At 40.2% G+C, this 15,111-nt stretch carries 14 protein-coding genes; 5 read left to right on the forward strand and 9 right to left on the reverse strand.

The window, feature by feature from the left end; all coding sequences use genetic code 11:
- Positions 1 to 11: 11 nt before the first annotated feature.
- The 5 genes from UYC_RS0130310 to UYC_RS0130330 form a co-directional block, all read right to left on the reverse strand.
- The gene (locus UYC_RS0130310; RefSeq protein WP_016877908.1) at positions 12 to 482 is read right to left on the reverse strand and encodes a hypothetical protein; all 471 of its coding nucleotides are present in this window, start codon (positions 480 to 482) and stop codon (positions 12 to 14) included.
- Between the two features lie 31 nt (positions 483 to 513).
- Positions 514 to 1,683 carry a hypothetical protein gene (locus tag UYC_RS0130315; RefSeq protein WP_016877909.1) on the reverse strand — a complete coding sequence of 390 codons (1,170 nt, stop codon included), beginning with the start codon at positions 1,681 to 1,683 and terminating at the stop codon, positions 514 to 516.
- Between the two features lie 43 nt (positions 1,684 to 1,726).
- A complete protein-coding gene (locus tag UYC_RS0130320) occupies positions 1,727 to 2,677 on the reverse strand; it encodes a ferritin-like domain-containing protein (RefSeq protein ID WP_016877910.1) in 951 nt (316 codons plus the stop codon).
- Positions 2,678 to 2,758: 81 nt separating this feature from the next.
- Positions 2,759 to 3,844 (reverse strand): aromatic ring-hydroxylating dioxygenase subunit alpha, encoded by a 1,086-nt coding sequence (locus UYC_RS0130325; RefSeq protein ID WP_016877911.1) that lies wholly within the window; start codon positions 3,842 to 3,844, stop codon positions 2,759 to 2,761.
- A gap of 76 nt (positions 3,845 to 3,920) precedes the next feature.
- A complete protein-coding gene (locus tag UYC_RS0130330) occupies positions 3,921 to 4,679 on the reverse strand; it encodes a hypothetical protein (RefSeq protein WP_016877912.1) in 759 nt (252 codons plus the stop codon).
- A gap of 360 nt (positions 4,680 to 5,039) precedes the next feature.
- Between UYC_RS0130330 and UYC_RS0130335 the strand changes: the two genes are divergently transcribed.
- Positions 5,040 to 5,600 carry a hypothetical protein gene (locus UYC_RS0130335; protein WP_016877913.1) on the forward strand — a complete coding sequence of 187 codons (561 nt, stop codon included), beginning with the start codon at positions 5,040 to 5,042 and terminating at the stop codon, positions 5,598 to 5,600.
- Between the two features lie 292 nt (positions 5,601 to 5,892).
- Positions 5,893 to 6,534 carry a fasciclin domain-containing protein gene (locus tag UYC_RS0130340; RefSeq protein WP_016877914.1) on the forward strand — a complete coding sequence of 214 codons (642 nt, stop codon included), beginning with the start codon at positions 5,893 to 5,895 and terminating at the stop codon, positions 6,532 to 6,534.
- 841 nt (positions 6,535 to 7,375) lie between these two features.
- Here the strand turns inward: UYC_RS0130340 and UYC_RS0130345 are convergent.
- Genes UYC_RS0130345 through phnD form a run of 3 tightly spaced genes read right to left on the reverse strand, consistent with a single transcriptional unit; the run spans position 7,376 to position 11,195 of the window.
- A complete protein-coding gene (locus UYC_RS0130345) occupies positions 7,376 to 8,488 on the reverse strand; it encodes an alpha-hydroxy acid oxidase (protein WP_016877915.1) in 1,113 nt (370 codons plus the stop codon).
- A 26-nt stretch (positions 8,489 to 8,514) separates the two neighbouring features.
- The gene (locus UYC_RS0130350; RefSeq protein ID WP_016877916.1) at positions 8,515 to 10,263 is read right to left on the reverse strand and encodes a sensor histidine kinase; all 1,749 of its coding nucleotides are present in this window, start codon (positions 10,261 to 10,263) and stop codon (positions 8,515 to 8,517) included.
- Positions 10,260 to 11,195, reverse strand: coding sequence for a phosphate/phosphite/phosphonate ABC transporter substrate-binding protein (phnD, locus tag UYC_RS0130355; RefSeq protein WP_016877917.1), 936 nt, complete (start codon positions 11,193 to 11,195; stop codon positions 10,260 to 10,262). Before phnD ends, UYC_RS0130350 begins: the two co-directional genes overlap by 4 nt.
- A gap of 346 nt (positions 11,196 to 11,541) precedes the next feature.
- On the opposite strand from phnD, the gene pepE reads away from it, so the two are divergent.
- From pepE to UYC_RS0130370, 3 genes are all read left to right on the forward strand, one after another.
- Entirely contained in the window at positions 11,542 to 12,270 is a 729-nt protein-coding gene (pepE, locus tag UYC_RS0130360; RefSeq protein WP_016877918.1) for a dipeptidase PepE, read from the forward strand.
- A 362-nt stretch (positions 12,271 to 12,632) separates the two neighbouring features.
- Positions 12,633 to 13,814 (forward strand): prenyltransferase/squalene oxidase repeat-containing protein, encoded by a 1,182-nt coding sequence (locus UYC_RS0130365; RefSeq protein WP_016877919.1) that lies wholly within the window; start codon positions 12,633 to 12,635, stop codon positions 13,812 to 13,814.
- 69 nt (positions 13,815 to 13,883) lie between these two features.
- Positions 13,884 to 14,729: a WecB/TagA/CpsF family glycosyltransferase gene (locus UYC_RS0130370; protein ID WP_235083070.1), complete on the forward strand. Its 846-nt coding sequence runs from the start codon at positions 13,884 to 13,886 to the stop codon at positions 14,727 to 14,729.
- A gap of 7 nt (positions 14,730 to 14,736) precedes the next feature.
- On the opposite strand, the gene UYC_RS35835 is transcribed toward UYC_RS0130370, so the two are convergent.
- Positions 14,737 to 15,111 (reverse strand): HD domain-containing protein (locus UYC_RS35835; RefSeq protein ID WP_016877921.1); only part of this gene is annotated, 375 nt, incomplete at its 5' end.

Consider the following 15,111-nt stretch of genomic DNA (forward strand, 5'->3'; position numbering starts at 1 on the left):
CCTACAAACATTTACAATTGTGTTTCAACTTTTTCAGAAAGTTTAACTGCTGTTACTGTATTCATGCCAGCCGACAGGATTAAACCTGTAATGAAAAAAACGTCAATTATCAGCCCTAAAAAAACTGGTGGTCGTCCTGGTGTATTCCAAATTATAATTAAACCTGCATAATTCACTAATGTAATTGCAGGTATGCCAATTGCTGGAATAGCCCAACGTGCCCAATTTTCTCCCTTTTTAAAGGGGATAAATAATAATACTGCCAAGGCAGCAGCAACAGATAAATATCCTCCTCCCGATACCTTCATCAAAGATAAAAACTGCATTTGAAAACCATGTTCAATTTCTGACCAATTTACACCAACTGCTTGTTCTTGATAAGGTAATAAATGAGGTGTAAATAGGTAAGTTAGGGCAATACAAGCAATACAAAGAATAGCTACAAAATAACAGCTAAAAGCGATTTTTGTTTTTGTGTTCATTATGCCCCCGGCTTATTCTTCAGGTTTAGGGTTAAGAACGTAAAAAATTAGCAAAAGCCTGCTTTTGAATTCCCAGATATTTGGGAATAGAATTGGCTGCCATGATTGACATTTGTCGGTTATTTTCCCAAAGATAGTCAAGCTTCTCAAGGTAGACTTTATAAGATTCCATCGCTTCAGTGTGGGTTTTGTAGCTACGGTGCAGCCCTTCTGTTTCTTGGGTAAAGCACTGGCGCATCATGTCTTTGGCTTCAGCATCACTCATATTAAAAACAGGCGATCGCAAAATCTGATAGACTGCTGAGTACAATGCAGGGTCATACCAAAAAATCCCATTAATAGCCACAGAAAAATGATAATGGTCTTGTTGACAACCACGTATACCCAAGTTTGCTACTAGTTTCTCAAATGACGTCGGTGGTTTCAGACAGTGAATCACATCATGGGAGATAATCGTCGAACTATTGAAATGAAAGCTTTCATCCATGAAATGATAGTAGGAAATCTTGGCAGGAATCGGAGCAGTTTCCTGGTTGGGATGCTTTTGATAGTAGTTACTGAGTTTGTGCTGTACTAATTTACCGTTGAGTGTGCGCACTCCACGCACGGTGAAGTATTGGCAAGCTAAGAAGGTATTATCTGAGGATAAAAGTCCGAAGGCTTGCAATTGCAGTTTTTTCCAGCGACGCTTCCAAATATTAGTATCAGCAAACACCATTGTCTCAGTAAATGGGCCGCGCATTGTGTAGCTGAAGACACGCTTACCAAACAAAGCTATTTCTACTTGATTGGCGACTATCCGAAAAGCGTTGATGTGGGCACGTTCTTGAGAAGATTCTAAATCGAGTGTATCGCATACCAAGCGGAAATCTTCTTGGGCATAAAGCCCGGCAGCGCTAGTTTGATTAAAGTAGATCGTGGCAATTTCAGCAGAGATAATCTGTGAATAATAAGCTACCCAGTAAAGCTGGTTTAGGATAATTCTTTGAGTTGGACTAGCTTGTTCCCATAAAGGAGTGCCATAAAGTAAGGAAAATTCCTCCGGATTCCAATATTCATCCTTGCAACTTTCATAACAGAAACTTGCAGCAGCCTCGTCTAGTAATTTAGTATGATCTTGCTGTTTGTTGCGAGTGTGATTAATTTGGAGTTTTTTATAGATATTTTGATTTTCTAAACAGTGTGTTTTGTTTGAATTCATTTTTTGCACCTTCTGCCATCTGCCTCCTGCCCTCTGCTTTCAACTAAAATACACATTTGTTTGCTGGGAAAGGCTGAAATGCTCCCCGGCAAGATAGTTCTTCGACTATAACTTCTGTATTTGGGGAACGCATAAGCGATCGCAAAAGTTGCAAACGAGTACCACTGTGAATTTCTGTTTCTAGTTCTTCAAAAATCTTGACTTTCTGTGCTAAGGAGAGATAACCTTTTACTTTTTCAATTGCTGCTACCACACTTTGAGGCCCCACTTGCACCATCTGTAAAAATAATGCTAGCGTTTCAATCATCGTTTGTTGGCTGGATTTAGTCACAGCTACCCGATCAAACAAAGTCACGCCCGTACTGTGATGGCGACTCTCGTCTTGCAGAAATCCACACAACACCGCGCTTAAATCTGAACTGTGACAATCTTTGGCGAGACTGCGGTAATGGCTTAAACCCCATCCTTCTAGTACAACTTGCAGTATAAACAACAGCACTGATTTGTCAGAGCTTTCAACTAAATCACCAAGCAAGCGCAAGAATGGATCATCCGTTCCTACAAGTTCTGAAGTATCTATAAATTCACTAATCTGCGCCAGATGTGTAACTTCATCACTACTGAAAAGAGCGTACAGCATCCGCTCCTCAGTAGTTTCTGCCAGCGTTACCATTTTTGCCATGTAACCTACGCCCGCTTGTTCGATAAAGTAGGCTTCCGCCAACAATCCATAACTACAGAGATGCAAAATCTCTGCTTGTTCTTCTATACAGGCTTCTTTAAAAATACTGACTTTATCTAAACCAAAATGTTTAGCATCCCAGTAAGAGGACAAGGGGAGGTGGGGAGGTGGGGACATGGAGAATGTTTTTGATAGATTCTCCGCGTCTGTTTTCCCTAACCTACTTTCGAGTGCTGAAAATAGCACGCGACGCAACTTGTCTTGTGTATGTGCATGAGGTAAATCAAATCCGGCAATTTTATGATTGGTCATTGGTCATTAGTCATTGGTCATTGATTAGAGACGCGATTAATCACGTCTGTACAATTGCTCTCCCTGTTCCCCGTTCCCTACTCAATCATTCATCTCCCTTACTTTTCCCTCTCTCCAAGTCTCCCCGTCACCCCATCTCGCCATCACTAGCTGCCAGTTTCCCCAAGCAAGGGCTTTCTGTTTCTCAACGTGTTGGATAAACTGAAGGATGGATAAGTCTGCCTTAATCGGGGTTTTTAAGTCAAACTTGATGGTTTGGAAAATTCTGGTGTCACCTTTGGCGAAGTAGTTGCCTACTAAATTAGTTAGCCAAAGTAATATTCTATTCAATAACCAACCGTGAATACCTGGACGTTTTTGAGTAATTAGTATAGTTTGACCTTCAGTTTTTCCCCCTTCTAAAAGGCGCAGAGCAAACATGATGTGGAAATGCAAAAAATCGGGGCCTACAGTTACCGTACCAGTGCTGCCATACCAATAGCACATACTATAGGTAACAGCATTTTTGTAGAAGGGGCGGATTAATTTTAAGAATAAAGAATTATCACCTCCGCGTGTGGTGTTGCTAAAAATAATGGCGTTTTCATTTACCTCTTGTCTTTCAAAAACTATATCTACTGGGAAGTTATGAACTGTATTGAAGTGATGGGCATCAATTGCGTTAATCATCACGACGTTGGGGTGACAGTTTTTAACAAAACGCGCACCAAAGGCGGCATCGCATTCTGCGTCTGCCAATTCTGGAACAAAGGGTAGGGGTTGTTGTGGAGTTTTGCCAGTCCAAATCCAAATCATTCCATACTTTTCGGCAGTAGGCCAAGTTTTTAGCTTGATGGGAAGTGTTTCTCCCAAACAAGGAACATCAACACAACTGCCATCAGCATCAAACTTCCAGTTGTGGAAAAAGCAACGGAGTGCATTATCCTCGACTTTACCTTCAGCAAGGTGAGCGCCCATGTGCGGACAGTAGGCATCAAAAGTAACTGCTTTGCCATCTTTGCCACGGTAAATAGCTAGTTCTCTACCTAATAAAGTCAGAGATTTTACCTGATTCACACGCAGCTTATGGGAAGGAATAGCCCAGTACCACCCCTCGATAAAACGCTCTGGATTATTAAAATTTTTGGTATGGCGATTCGAGTTAACAGACTGCGAGTTAACATTCATCTTAATAATTTAACTAGAGCAGAATCGGCTGATTATATAATTCCCAATCTCAAAAAACTGTTCTATTAAATAATGATTAGGGAACTGTAGAAGCTAATCTTGGTTTATCTTTACATATTTGTGTTGCCGAATCATCTGCAAACCACATCCGCCTGCCAGCACGGGTAAGGTTCTCTTCACTAATTTCTGTTAGGCAAACCAACTCGTCTCCTTGAAGATGATTGGGGTTACGCATCTCAAAGAACTGGATGTGGGGATCTTGCAGTCTTTCGGGGGGAATGCCTTGCAGTGACTCACGCAGAATTTGAGGATGGGGAAAGCGAACTACTCCAGCTTGTTGATCGTAGTACCTACCGAAGCGATCGCACGCCAAAAATTCTAGCAAGCGCGAAATATATTCTGGTGTTGGTGTATCGTATCGTGGGTAAAATTCCTGCCAAAAAATTGGCAAAAAACGATAGGTACGATAGCCACTGGAAATTAGCAGCCAATAAAGTTTTCCTTGACAGTATTCATGACGAAGCTTATTGACTGAGGCAATCCAAGCACGAGACAGTATCGAGCTTGACCAAGCACTAGGGTCTATAATAGTATCCCCGGAGTAAACAACATTGAGACTTTCACCCTCAAATTTAGTTTTGTAAATTAAAAGCGTAGAAAAACCTTGCAATTTTTCTAATTTTTCATCTTTGAAGAGAATAACCCAGTTTTTATTTGCTAAATCTCCATCAAAAATATTTCGCTTCACACCCTGAAAGTGAGTGCTGATGAGCAAGTACATATCCTCCATATCTTCTTTTGATAAATCTTTAGTGCTAATTAAGTAGCTTTCCATCGCTTTCTCATAAAAAATTATGCCGTTCCATTATATGAACTGTAATATTTGTTTTGATGGAGCTATAAAGTTTTGTGTCAGAAGAAGAACTGTCTTATGGGCTAGGGGCTAGCCCCTAGTACCCAATCACTAATCTTACTGATAACGATGGAGTTTATGAGTGGATACTACCCATCCCATTTTAGGAAGTTTAATTTATTCATATTACTAACCTGAAAAACCGGAAGATTTCTAGAAAAATACAATTATAATCAGCGGTTTTATAAGAATTTTTTTTGATACAGCAAAACTGTTAGTAGTGTATCTGAAAAAGGATTTTTATCATGCATCAATAAATATCACTTTAATATTAGAAAAACTATGCAATCGAGAATTTGGGTTTCTAGCTTTTTCCTAGCTTTTTCCTGGTTGATATCTCCAGCGATCGCTGGTGTAACAGTCAACATTCCTGAGACATGGGCGAGCAACACCACAAAATCTTCTCCTGCTACCACTGCAAAACACATTACTGTTACCAAAGCCGAGTTTGGAGTTCTCAGGCAAGAAAAGGGTGGAAAAGTTACATTGATCCCAACAAAAAAAGTGCCACTGCTAGAAGGAGTTAAATATGGTTGGCGTCTTCACCTTAAAGACTATAAAGGCGAAGTAACGTGGCGAGAAGTACTACAACTACCAGAACCTCCCGAAACCTGGGGTACAACCAACACCGAAAACTTTTCATTATCAGCAGACGGCACCGCAGCACAAACAAAACGCAAAGATTCTGCTAAAGATGGAGTGATAAAAAATTCTTGGACGATCGCTCCTGGCGATCCATTGGGTAAACATACTATCGAAGTCTACATTGGCGATCGCCACGTTGCTACTTTTAATTTTGAAGTAGTTCCACCAAAAAGAGAGAAGCCAGCTACCAATACTTGATAAGGTTTGGAAAACTATGTCGTCAGATTGAGGAAATTTTTCCTGATATTATTAGTTTTTGTAAAGCAAGACGTAAGTACTTAGACAGAATTAATTACAAAAAAAGCAAGGGGCAGGAGTCTGTGGGCGCGTAGCGGGTAGAAGCAGGTAGGCAGAAGGATATGATAAAAAACAAGGTGAGTAAATGTGAGTTAATAGCCTCCCCTCTGTTGCCCATCCTCCTGGTGCTTCCTTGCTTATTCTGTACCCAGTTCATTCAGGGCTACTTATTTAGCTTGATTTTGAGAGAATTATGAAAGCAAGCAAAGGTAATTTCCGAAAAATTTTGTTGAGTATTGTTGGTGTAGGTAGCCTTTTTGCTTTATCTGCTTGTAGTCAACCAACGGTGGATAATACAACTACTCCTTCGATTGCACAAACACCAATAGAAACTAGCTCACCCATTGTTCAACCTTCTCCAGCTAAAACTGCACCCGCAATGGAAATTCCGGCTGGCACAACTGCAAACCAAACTTTTGCAGAACTCGCTCAGTCACCAGCCAGCCAAGGATCTTTCAAGACTTTAACAAAAGCAGTCGCAGCAGCAGGCTTAACCAAACAATTGTCTGCAAAAGGCCCTTATACTGTATTTGCACCTACTGATGCTGCTTTTGATGCTCTACCACAAGGTACTGTAGAAAACCTCCTCAGACCAGAAAATAAGCAAAAGTTAGTCAGGCTTCTTGCTTACCATGTTGTACCGGGGCAAGTCACATCCAGTCAGTTTACATCTGGAGACGTAAAAACAGTTGAGGGTTCTCCTGTCAAAGTTAAAGTAGACAGTGCTAAGAATGCACTCACTGTAAACAGTGCCAGAGTCACTCAGGCGGATATTCCGGCTAAAAATGGTGTTATTCACGTAGTTGACAAGGTAATTCTGCCTCCAAAATTTTAAGCAGATTAAGAGAGCCAGAGGCTCTAGTTCTCGTTACCAGGTTGGCTCTAGTTCTCGTTACCAGGTTCAACCTGGTAACGAGGATTTGGTTGAAGGCTTTGCCTGGTGGCTGTTGAGACTGTTGCTAGATGCGAATCTACAGAGTTTGTATGCTGAGATCTTGCACCGCTCTCCGTAAGGTGAGCACTGCTTAACTTTCCTCAAGCCCTTATTTTTACGTTATGGGCAGTGCCCACCCTACAACAATTGCAATTAAGCATGAATATGAGTAGATAATTCTTAATTGGCTGTAATACATTAAATTTAATATGAAAATAAATTATAAACTGCCAATTGTTTATATTTCATAGTAAAAATTTTCTGTTGCTTGTATTGTATTCAATTTAAATTTGCTAAGTTTTTTCATTTAAATTTTTATTCTGGAAGCTCCCCGACTTCTCTAAAATTCGGGGTTCTATGTTTTGTTTATTTTGGCTTGTTGAGAGCATAAAAAAAACTCTCCAAGGGCTAGACTCGGAGAGAACAGTCATGGGTAAATGTTAAGGGAAATCAGTAAGTGAACCAACCAGAGAAGACTACAATAACTCTCATGTCACTCAGCTACTAAATACAATTATCTTCAAAATTACGAAAACTGAGCATCAATATTAATAATGTAATAATGTTGATGCATTGTCTCTTACAGCAAGAGAATATAAACATAATTAGAAGCTAGATGGAACAAGAGCTTGTGCGCAGGCGTAAGGGTATTAATAACATCTATTTATCTAGTAATATCTACATGGTTCATAAACAAAAATATTTAGCGGCTAATAACTAATAGCTAATAGCCTTTTGACTATTAACTTTTGATGCTCAATCTCAATAAACTAGTATCAATGTCTGCTAATTTCGCACAACCGCTTAATGCCATTGCCACGTCTAGCTCATCGCGTAAAATTTCAATCACATCAGCTACACCCGCCTCTCCAGCTAAGGCTAATCCCCACAACACTGGACGACCTATTAATACAGCTTTAGCCCCTAACGCGATCGCTTTGAGAATATCAGTACCTCTACGAATACCACCGTCTAAAAGCACCTCAGCACGCCCATCTACAGCTGCTATCACTTCAGCCAAGGCGTCTAATGAAGCGATCGCTCCATCTAATTGACGTCCACCGTGATTAGAAACTATTATTGCCTTGACACCACACTCAACAGCACGAGCAGCATCATCACCCCGTAAAATCCCTTTAATTGCTAATGGCAGGGGGCACAAAGATTGCAACCATTCCAAATCTTGCCAAGTTACCGCCGCATCTAGCTGCTGGGCAAAATAAGTAAATAGCCCAGATTCTCCCTGCTGAATAGGAATACTAAGTCCCGATAAGTTAGTCAGGTTACCGAGTTGTAAACCTGGTGGTAGAGTAAATTGGTTGCGCGTATCTCGTTCCCGACGTCCAAGCACAGGTGCATCTACAGTTACGCACAGTCCATTGTAACCTGCGGCATAAGCACGCTCTACCAACGCACGAGTTAATCCGCGATCGCGATGGATATATAGCTGAAACCACAAGGGTGCAGTTGGGTTGTGCGGATGATAGGCATCAGCCACATCTTCCATACTCTGAGTAGACAGCGTACTCAACACCATGCCCACACCTGCCTTTGATGCAGCAGTTGCTGTTGCTAGTTCTCCCTCTCGATGGGCAAGACATTGAAATGCCATCGGCGCAATCAACAGTGGCATTTGTAGGGGTTGATTCAACACTGTGGTTGCCAAAAGGCGATCGCTCACATCCACCATTACACGCGGGCGTAGTTTAATTTTGGTAAAAGCAGTTCGGTTATCCCGCAAAGTGATTTCATCCCAAGCACCACTAGAGTAGTAATCCCAAGCTATCTGAGATAGACAATCAGCGGCTCGCTTTTCATACTCAAATAAGTTCAGCGGTTTATTAATCTCTGCCATCTCCCTAACCTGCCACTGTAACAATTTTAGAGAGAGATGGTGTTATGTAGCGACTCTTGATGCTTTTTTTGACACAACGGAATTTCTATCCAAAACTCGGTTCCTTCCCCCAATTCAGACTCACACCGCAGCACGCCTGCGTGTTTTTCTACAATAATTTTGTAGCTAATCGATAAACCTAATCCTGTTCCTTGACCTACAGGTTTAGTAGTAAAAAATGGATCGAACAGCTTGCGCTTCACTTCTTGAGTCATACCCGAACCATTATCGGCAATTAGCACCACCACTCTGCTATTATTCACAAGCTCGGTACGAATTGTAATTTTGCTAGAGTTATTGCTAATCTCTAGGTGGGAGTGCTTCTGGTTGTAGCTATCCAAGGCATCAATAGCATTACTAATAATGTTCATAAACACCTGATTCAATTGCCCCGGATAGCACTCTACTAGAGGTAAGTTGCCATAATCCTTAATAATTTCAATCGCTGAATGATCTGGTCTAGCTTTGAGACGATTTTGTAAAATCAGCAGGGTACTGTCAATACCTTCGTGAATATCAACTGCTTTCATCTCTGCTTCATCCAAGCGGGAGAAGTTACGTAAAGACAGGACAATATCCTTAATTCGTTGAGTTCCCATTTTCATGGAACTCAGTATCTTGGGCATATCGTCAATAAGAAAATCTAACTCAATATCCTCAGCCTTTTCTTGAATTTTCTGTTTGGGGTTCGGGTACTCTTGTTGGTAAAGGCATAATAGTTCCAGCAAGCCTTTAGTATATTCATTTACATGACCAATATTACCGTGAATAAAGTTAACGGGATTGTTAATTTCATGCGCCACTCCTGCTACAAGTTGACCAAGGCTAGACATTTTCTCGGTTTGAATTAGTTGAGCTTGAGTTTGCTGGAGTTCGTGTAAGATTTTCTGGAGTTCTGCTTCCGCTTCTTTGCGTTCAGTAATTTCACTCTCTAAGCTGTCGTTGACTTTACTCAATTCCTGACTGCGCTCAACCAAAATACTGTAAGATTCAGCAAGTTTGTCTGCCATACGATTAAATTCATTAGAGACTTGCTCAATTTCATCACCACTTTGAATGTTCAGACGGTATTTCAAATCACCAGTGCCAATTGCTGTAGCTCCTACCTGTAATTTGTGCAAGGATTGAATCACTGGACGCAAGATGAAGAAGAACTTACTAGCAGAAATAACCAGGATGATAAGTACAATTCCATAGGATAATAAATGCGAAACTTGCTGAAGTTGATGTAATTCTTGCTCAACCAGGTGCTTTTGCTGATGGGAATCTTCGATCAACTCATCTAAAAAAAAGTCAATATCTCTGTCAAAAGCATTAATTGCCCGAAAGTCTTGTTGAGAATCTGCCATAGATGTCTCAGACGTGACAGTTGCCAAATTTGTCAGTTGTGTTCCCAAGCGAACAAGAAATTCATGACGGCGACGAATATTCTCTAGCTCAGGAGATTGGGGCATTAGTTTTTCCAACTCCTCAAGCTCTTTCAAAACATTTGTTTGATACTTTTGTATATCTGAATGCTGAGTTTTAACCAATACATAGTCTTTAAGTGCGTGGACTTCATGTCCTACAACCGCCTGTACCTTCCAAGCTAATTCAATAGTACGGCTGGCTTGCTCTAACTTCATGTGGGCAGACTCTTCCATTTGGTTACGCCAGATTGTACTCCCACCTAAGACAACAGCGATTAACCCAACCACAAAAGCAGAAGTGCCTATAAATTTAGTAGAAATATTCATTTTGCCCCCTGAGAATTGAGATTAAGTTGTACCCGCAGTTGCTCAATCGGTGCATAATCTGATGCCACAACCAAGGTGTAACCGGCTGCTTGAGTGCCGACGATATCTTCCATGCCTGCGGGAGTGTTAAGGAATGCTCGTTTTAACTCTTTAATCACTATAGGGGATAGTTTTTTGGAAACCAGCATTGGTGAATGGGGAACAGGAGCGGATTCCCAAAGGATTCTAGAGTTTTCAGGAGTCAGTCTGCCAATTGTCTGCCGTTTGATGTAAGAAGGAATGTTAGTGGCAACTGCATCAACAAGCCCATCTTCGAGCATTGCTTCGGTTTTGGCGTGAGTTCCAGGAAAGATGACTTGGGTAAAGTCACGCTCAGGTTTAATCCCTAGCTTTGTCAAGGCTGCCAGTGGCATCAGATAGCCAGATGTAGACGATTTACTGACAAATGCAACTCGCTTACCCTTCAAGTCTTGTAGCGTCTTGATTGTGCTATTTTTGTTGACGATAATTGCGGCTCTATACCAAGGTCGCCCTGTATATTTATCAATGGGAGCAACTAACGGTTCAACTTCTGCACCCCGCTCCAATGCTTCAAAGTAAGACACGGCTCCTACATAAGCCATATCTATTTTCTCTTCTACTAACCAATCAACTACTTGTTTATAATCCTTAGCAATTTGGAAATCCACCTGTTGTCCGAGTGCTTTTTCTAGGTATTCATCCAACGGTTTAATCATCCGTTGTTGTTCTGCCTGACTTTGAGTTGGTAACACTCCTATTCTGAGGTTTTGTTTATTGTATTTGCTATCTAAATTTTCTTGCTCACTCATAGCCTTGTTAGATTGAACAGTACAGCCGAGAGCTAACAAAGCAAGCATCACAGCTAAACCAAGCAATGTTTTCTTGGAAATTTTTTGTAAAAATAAATGCATTTTTCAAATATTGTTTGATTGCAGCAATTTAATGTTTGTTCTATCTTCATTTGGGATTAAAGCTATATTTCCCAAATAAATTACACAAATAACACTTTTGAAGGTTTGTAATGATTGGGGAATGATTTCAAGCTTTTATGTCCAGCATATGTAGAAAAAATGAGGAAATAATGAGGATTATTATTTATTTACAAAAAATGCTCAGGTTGCAGTTTTGTGATAGGTAGGAAGAGGAGAAGACACAAGGAAAACTGAGAAGCTCAATCTCCGTGTCTCCCGATAGAGTTGCAAGTGGTAAGAGCGCAGTTACAAATAGAGAAGTAATAGTGTTCAGTTAGAAAGACTTATGCACAAAAGATTATTATTACTAAGTAATTCAACCAACGTTGGTGAAGATTATCTCTTATATGCTCGTCAGGAAATTCAGAACTTTTTAGGAGCATCTGTCAAAAAAGTCTTGTTTATACCCTTTGCAGGTGTAACGTTAACTTTTGATGCATATACCGAAAAAGTAGGAAAAGTCTTTAAAGATATAGGTTATGAGATTGAAGCTATTCATCGAACTGATAATTATCATCAAGTAATCAAACAAGCAGAAGCCATAGTTATTGGTGGTGGCAATACCTTTCACCTAGCTTATTGGCTACATAAAACCGCAATAATTGACATAATCAAAGAAATCATAAATAACAAAATACCTTATATTGGCTGGAGTGCAGGCTCAAATATCGCTTGTCCGACAATCAAAACTACCAACGATATGCCAATCATTGAGCCGATAAGTTTTAGCGGATTAAATCTAGTTCCTTTTCAGATAAATCCTCACTATACGGATGAAGTGATTCCCCATCACAATGGAGAAACAAGGGAAGCTAGAATTAGAGAATTTTTAGTTGTCAATCCTGATGTTTATGTTGTTGGTTTAAAAGAAGGAACTATGTTAAAAGTTGAAGGCTCAACAATTAAATTAGTTGGCAATCAAACAATGCGTTTATTTAAATTTGGAGAACCAATTGTTGAATATGATTCCAATTCTAATCTTGATTTTCTTTTACGACTTTTCCGGTCTGAGTAAATTTTAGATAGGTTTGTGATGATAATTGAAAAAAGTATATGATAGATAGCAAGGTAGCAGCAAATAACTGTACCCAACTAGAAACCAGGCTACCTGTTGCTTCTAATTGCCTATGCTTTTACAGTTTTTATATATGTTGTAATTTGTCAACTACCATATGTCGTAATTAGTGGATAGCCAGTTAGACATTTTTCGCACTCTATTGGATATAACTAGTACAAAAATGAATTGTAGTCAGTAGGTAGTATTTATCAACTCTTGCAAAAATTATCATACCCTTTACAGTAAGGCTTTAGTTGTAATTAAAACAAAAACCTTACACAGTAAATAAAATGTTACTCCATAAATAAGCAGGCAGTTAAATGGGAGTAAAAACATTTAATCCTGGTCATACTTTAGAAAGTTCTCGTGGAATTGTATACATCAAGCAAGTTAACTTACTTAAATGTTTTGCAAAGAGTATTTTTAACGACTTGTTTGTTACAGATCAAGTTGTTCACAGTCTTCAAGAGCATTTGGAGGCAGCTGTTAATTGGCTCAAGCTAGCTCATACTGTTAATCCAAATCATGGGATGAGTTGGGGATATTCACTCAAAGGTGGATGGCGAGCTTCCTACCGCGAGATATCTGGTTATATTGCTGTAACATTCTTTGACTTGGCTAGACAGTTAAAAGATGATGATTCATACAACCGAGCAGTAGCAATCTCTAAATGGCTTTGCCAAGTGCAGAACGCTGATGGTTCAATTTCCGATCCACGCTACGGTACTGAAGGGATAGTTTTTGACACAGGTCAGGTACTGTTGGGGTTAGTTAGAGCATTTGAAGAGTCGCAAGATTTACATTTTCTACAGGCAGCTCAAAAGGCTAGAGATTGGCTAATTAAGGTTGCTGATTCAGAGCACCGTTGGACTCGTAACACACACTTTGGCATTCCACACGTATACAATACGCGTGTGGCATGGTCTCTTCTCAGGTTTAATGCTTTTAGCCCAAGTCTTGAAGGGGAGAAAGTTGCACTGGCTAACCTAGACTGGGCATTAAGTCAGCAGCGAAATGGATGGTTTGAGCAATGTGCTTTTAGACGGGAAGATATACCCTTTACTCACACGATCGCCTATACTATTCGAGGTCTTTTAGAGTCGGGCATTCTACTTAGGGAACAGAAGTATATTGATGCTGCCATTAAAGGAGCAGAGGCAGTAATTGAACACTTACGAGATGACGGGTTCATTCCGGGTCAGATTGATACTGAAGGTAGAGCGCATGGAAACTACTGTTGTCTAACAGGCAACTGCCAAATGGCTATTATATGGCTCAAGATTTTCCAAATAACGGGGGAGCAGCAGTTCTATCATGCCGCTACCAAAAGCTTGCGATATGTAATGTCTTACCAAGACATCAGTACTTCTGACATAAACATCCGTGGTGCAATCAAGGGGTCACACCCCATTTGGGGTAAATATACTCGATTATCTTATCCAAGCTGGGCTACAAAGTTTTTTATAGACGGTTTGCTAATGCTCTCTAACCTAGAACCGTAAATAGCATTTCGTCACTAACATAACTGTTTACTTGCTCCTGTTATAGCTAATGTAAATAGGGTTACAACAGTGAATAGAGTGCAAATTCTCAACGGCTGGTTTGATCCTGTAACAACTGAAGAGGTTTTAGATTACGTAACTCAGTCTATACAATTAGGTACTAAAGGTTACGTTTGTACAATCAATACCGCTATCTTGATTATGATGGCTTCAGAGCCTCGATTACAGCAGTTCGTTAATCAGGCAGCGTTAGTTGTGGCTGATGGTCAACCTTTGGTGTGGGTATCACGATTATTTTCCCGTCCTTTACCAGAGCGAATCACAGGAATTGACCTCATCGACTCTATCGCAAAACTATCCGAAAGCAAAAAATTCCGGCTCTACCTGCTGGGAGCTAGCAAAGATGCGATCCAACTGGCAGCAGCAAACCTTCAACTAAAGTATCCTCGACTTGAAATATGCGGTTTCAATGATGGTTATTTCTCTCCTGCTGAAGTACCTGAACGCATACATGCAATTCGTCAAAGCGGTACTCAAATTCTTTTAGTTGGAATGGGAGTACCCAAGCAGGAGTTTTTTTTGGCAGAATATTGGTCAGCTTTGGGAGTCAATTTGGCTATTGGAGTTGGCGGCAGTTTCGATGTGATTGCAGGTAAAAAGCGGCGAGCGCCTGTCTGGATGCAAAAATTAGGCTTGGAATGGCTCTTTCGACTACTCCAAGAACCGCGGAGATTGTGGAAACGTTATTTGGTAACAAACGTACAATTTATCTATTACGTTTTACGTGAAATTTCATACTATTACTGTGTCAAGAGGCGCTTGCTATTGCGTCTTAGTAGGCGCTATCGCTTTCTGCACCGCAAAATGCTCGGCTATTTCTCTCCTCCTAATTATAAAAAACCACGAAAGTATTAAGTTGAACTTATCTCGAATTCCAGTTATCTCTTAAATCTTCTAAAGTTTCAAATATAGCTTTTAGTTGTGGTGCCGTAAATTTCTGATTAGCAGATGCAAAAAACTCTGATAGATTAGCTAATTCTTGGTGTTCGTAGACGCTTGCTTGTAAAATCATTTCTAGTTGGTCAAGTTGGCGAACAAATTGCGCTTCAATAGTCTCTCCCTGTTCGTATTCTTCCCATAGAGCAATCCATTCTGAGCCGCCATTAAGTTTACTTAGTACTTGCAAAATAGACTGTCTTTCGAGTTGATATTTTTGATTTACTTCAATTTCGTCATGTGGAGTAAAATCACCAGCATAGATTTCTCCAAAATCATGGATTAAAGCCATACGAATAAC

The sequence above is a fragment of the Chlorogloeopsis fritschii PCC 6912 genome (assembly GCF_000317285.1).
GTDB lineage: Bacteria > Cyanobacteriota > Cyanobacteriia > Cyanobacteriales > Nostocaceae > Chlorogloeopsis > Chlorogloeopsis fritschii.

Coding starts and splice junctions, on each gene's coding strand:
- UYC_RS0130335 (WP_016877913.1), top strand. CDS start 5,040: ATGCAATCGAGAATTTGGGTTTCTAGCTTTTTCCTAGCTTTTTCCTGG.
- UYC_RS0130320 (WP_016877910.1), bottom strand. CDS start 2,677: ATGACCAATCATAAAATTGCCGGATTTGATTTACCTCATGCACATACA.
- UYC_RS0130315 (WP_016877909.1), bottom strand. CDS start 1,683: ATGAATTCAAACAAAACACACTGTTTAGAAAATCAAAATATCTATAAA.
- UYC_RS0130330 (WP_016877912.1), bottom strand. CDS start 4,679: ATGGAAAGCTACTTAATTAGCACTAAAGATTTATCAAAAGAAGATATG.
- pepE (WP_016877918.1), top strand. CDS start 11,542: ATGCACAAAAGATTATTATTACTAAGTAATTCAACCAACGTTGGTGAA.
- UYC_RS0130350 (WP_016877916.1), bottom strand. CDS start 10,263: ATGAATATTTCTACTAAATTTATAGGCACTTCTGCTTTTGTGGTTGGG.
- UYC_RS0130365 (WP_016877919.1), top strand. CDS start 12,633: ATGGGAGTAAAAACATTTAATCCTGGTCATACTTTAGAAAGTTCTCGT.
- UYC_RS0130325 (WP_016877911.1), bottom strand. CDS start 3,844: ATGAATGTTAACTCGCAGTCTGTTAACTCGAATCGCCATACCAAAAAT.
- UYC_RS0130310 (WP_016877908.1), bottom strand. CDS start 482: ATGAACACAAAAACAAAAATCGCTTTTAGCTGTTATTTTGTAGCTATT.
- phnD (WP_016877917.1), bottom strand. CDS start 11,195: ATGCATTTATTTTTACAAAAAATTTCCAAGAAAACATTGCTTGGTTTA.
- UYC_RS0130340 (WP_016877914.1), top strand. CDS start 5,893: ATGAAAGCAAGCAAAGGTAATTTCCGAAAAATTTTGTTGAGTATTGTT.
- UYC_RS0130345 (WP_016877915.1), bottom strand. CDS start 8,488: ATGGCAGAGATTAATAAACCGCTGAACTTATTTGAGTATGAAAAGCGA.